Source organism: Chitinophaga sp., assembly GCF_036566945.1.
In the GTDB taxonomy this organism is placed as follows: domain Bacteria; phylum Bacteroidota; class Bacteroidia; order Chitinophagales; family Chitinophagaceae; genus Chitinophaga.
This window is the reverse complement of record NZ_DATCVJ010001005.1, coordinates 1-3,262: the sequence shown is the minus strand read 5'-3', so window position 1 is coordinate 3,262 and position 3,262 is coordinate 1. Positions and strand designations below refer to the sequence as shown.

Here is a 3,262-nt window from a genome sequence, read left to right as displayed (position 1 = left end):
CTGCATGCCATGAATCATTAATAGCTATATATGAATATACTTTTTATCGTTCCTTCTTATAAGCCGGCTTATGTATACGGTGGCCCTATTGTGGTGATAGCACGGTTGGCGGAACAACTGGTGCAAATGGGACACGACGTGGCGGTGTATACCACCACGGCTAACGGGCGACAGGAACTGGATATTGCTGCCAATTCCACCGTGATGATGGATGGGGTAAAGGTGACGTTCTTTAAGCGCATTACCGGAGATCATACGCATGTATCGCCTGCACTGTGGAAGGCGGTATGGACCAATGCCAAACAGTTTGATAAAGTACATATTCATTCCTGGTGGAATTTCCTGGTGCTGGGAGCTTCTTTTATCTGTAAATGGAAAAAGCTCAAGCCGTTGTTGTCGCCACATGGAATGTTCTGCGATTATGTGTTGACAGCCAGGAATAATCGCAGCAAACAGTTGTTACATACGGTGATGGGTAAACGATTATTACGTAACACCTACCTGCATGTTTCTTCTGAACTGGAATGGAGAGAATGCCAGGAGATCAACAATGGCTGGGAAGGAGGGCAGGTATTTAACCTGGTGGACCTGCCTGCCGGGAGTTACGCCCGCATAGAGCAGGATGTTTTTACGATTAGTTTCCTCTCGCGGGTAGATCCGAAAAAAGGACTGGACCTACTGATCCGTGCACTGGGGCGTGTATCGTTTAAGTATAGGTTGTTGATTGCCGGCAGCGGTGATGAGCAATACGTACAGTCACTAAAGGAATTAATTACTTCGTTGGATATGGATAACAACGTCGAATGGGTAGGTTGGAAGGGCAGTGAGGATAAGTTTCATTTCCTTGCTGCCACCGACCTTTTTGCGCTGACTTCCCGCAACGAGAATTTCGCCATCGTGGTAATTGAATCATTGTTTGTAGGTACACCCGTGCTGATCAGTGATCAGGTCGGACTGGCGGGGTATGTAAGCAGGCATGGACTGGGCTGGATTACCGGAATAGAAAGTGTGGACGCCATTAGCGACCAACTCACCGCGGCATATCAGGATAAAGTACGGCGACAACAGATCACGCGGAATGCACCTGCCCAGATCCGGGATGATTTTAATGATGCCAGGTTGGCATCTTCCTATGTAGCACTATATGAAAAATGTAATTAGATGAAGCTGGCTATAGTTATACTGACTTTCAATGAATCGATACACCTGCGACGTTGCCTGAGCAACCTGCGGGAAATCACTGATGAGCTATATGTAGTAGATGCTTTTTCAACAGACGACACAGTGGCTATTGCGGAGAGCTGCGGGGCGAAAGTTTTCCAGCGAAAATGGGTCAACTATGCCAACCAGTTTCAATGGGCGCTGGAGCATTGTGGTATCACCACTCCCTGGGTAATGCGCATGGATGCGGATGAATACCTGGAGCCAGGGCTGATACGGGAAATAAATACCCGCATGGATAGTATTTCGCCGGCAATAACGGGGATCTATATACGTAGAAAGGTATTGTTTAAAGGCAAATGGATTCGTTACGGCGGCTTTTATCCGCATACGCTGTTAAGGATCTGGCGCAATGGCATTGGCAGCATAGAACAGCGTTGGATGGACGAGCATATTGTATTGTCGGAAGGGAATACCCTGATGTTTAAGGAGCATATCGTGGATGATAACCTGAACTCCATTCATTGGTGGGTGAACAAGCACAATAATTATGCAATCCGGGAAATGGTGGATTTGCTCAATATCCGCTATGGCTTCTGGCAAACAGACCAGCGGTTGTTGAAGGCAGAAGGCTCGCAGGCAAAACGGAAGCGTTTCCTGAAAGAAAAGGTGTATGCGGGCTTATCACCTGGTGCGCGTGCTTCGCTGTACTTTCTTTTCAGGTATGTGCTGCGCTACGGTTTCCTGGACGGGTATAAAGGGTTCCTTTTTCACTTTATGCAGGGGTATTGGTATCGTTTACTCGTAGACGTTAATGTACAGGAGTTTCAGCAAAAATTACAAGGCAATGAAAGCAGGGAGGATATTATGGCCTTGCTGAAACAGGATTATAACATTCATATCTGATTAAACATGACAACTAATCTGGCAGCATTCAATACGGGTAGTTATCGGGCCGGACCTAAATGGAAAGTGCTGGTCTGGTATTTCTGCAATTACTATATTCTGAACAGTGCCTTTCCATGGCCCTATACAATTAAACGTGCGTTGCTGCGGATGTTTGGTGCCCGGGTAGGTAAAGGGCTGATCATTAAAACAAAGGTGCGTATTAAAAATCCCTGGCGTTTATCCATCGGAGATCATTGCTGGTTAGGGGAGGGGGTGTGGATAGATAATCTGGCAGATGTGGTACTGGGTGACCATGTGTGTATTTCACAGGGCGCCCTGTTGCTGACAGGTAATCATGATTATAAACAGCCGGATTTTCCGTACCGGCTGGGGGAGATAAATATTGCTTCCGGTGTGTGGATAGGTGCTATGGCCGTGGTTTGCGCTGGTGTTACCTGCGGCTCGCATGCGGTGCTAACGGTGAATTCAGTGGCCTCGAGAGACCTTGATGCCTGGATGATTTATGCGGGCAATCCGGCAGTGGCCGTACGCGAGCGGAAAATGATCTCGCCTTCAGGAAAGCTAAATATGACAGCCGTATGAAAAGGATTTGTTTACTCCTGCTGTGGGTGTGTATTTGCACCGCCGTTAATGCGCAGCGTTGGCTTACCGACTCGCTGGAGGTACATGCCGGCGCGGTAGGTACTGCTGCCACCAAAGATTATCAGCCGCTATGGTTACTGTCCAATCATTTTGGTACCATCAGCGACCGCAAAGGAGATGTATCTATGCATGCAGGCTTTAGCAATCAGCAGGTATGGCATGATAATTTTTATATAAAGTATGGGTTGGATGTGTATAACAACGATCACTTTCAACACACATTCATAGAGCAGGGGTATGTAAAGGCTGGCTATAAGCATTGGGAAATCAGGGCTGGCAGGTATGAAGAAATTATTGGGGAAGTAGATAAAGATTTAAGCAGCGGCTCGATGGGCATCAGTGGTAATGCCTTACCCATTCCTAAAATAGGGATAGCCGTGACGGAATATATCCCCGTGCCGTTCACCAATGGATGGCTGCAGTTCAAAGGCTTGTTGAGCCATGGCTGGATGGGGAAGGATCAGTTTATTAAAGATGCCTATCTGCATGAAAAGAATTTCTATCTCCGGATCGGAAAAAACAAACTGAAATTATATGGCGGCATACAGCA

The 3,262-nt window shown here is 47.1% G+C and carries 4 protein-coding genes; all 4 read left to right on the top strand.

The features are described from left to right. The first annotated feature begins 30 nt into the window (after positions 1-30). Positions 31-1,161 (top strand): XrtY-associated glycosyltransferase XYAG1, encoded by a 1,131-nt coding sequence (locus VIP81_RS30030; protein ID WP_331970554.1) that lies wholly within the window; start codon positions 31-33, stop codon positions 1,159-1,161. Continuing rightward, a complete protein-coding gene (locus tag VIP81_RS30025) occupies positions 1,162-2,067 on the top strand; it encodes a glycosyltransferase family 2 protein (RefSeq protein ID WP_331970550.1) in 906 nt (301 codons plus the stop codon). A 6-nt stretch (positions 2,068-2,073) separates the two neighbouring features. After that, positions 2,074-2,652: a WcaF family extracellular polysaccharide biosynthesis acetyltransferase gene (locus tag VIP81_RS30020; protein ID WP_331970547.1), complete on the top strand. Its 579-nt coding sequence runs from the start codon at positions 2,074-2,076 to the stop codon at positions 2,650-2,652. After that, positions 2,649-3,262 (top strand): capsule assembly Wzi family protein (locus VIP81_RS30015; protein ID WP_331970543.1); only part of this gene is annotated, 614 nt, incomplete at its 3' end. The genes VIP81_RS30020 and VIP81_RS30015, both read left to right, overlap by 4 nt.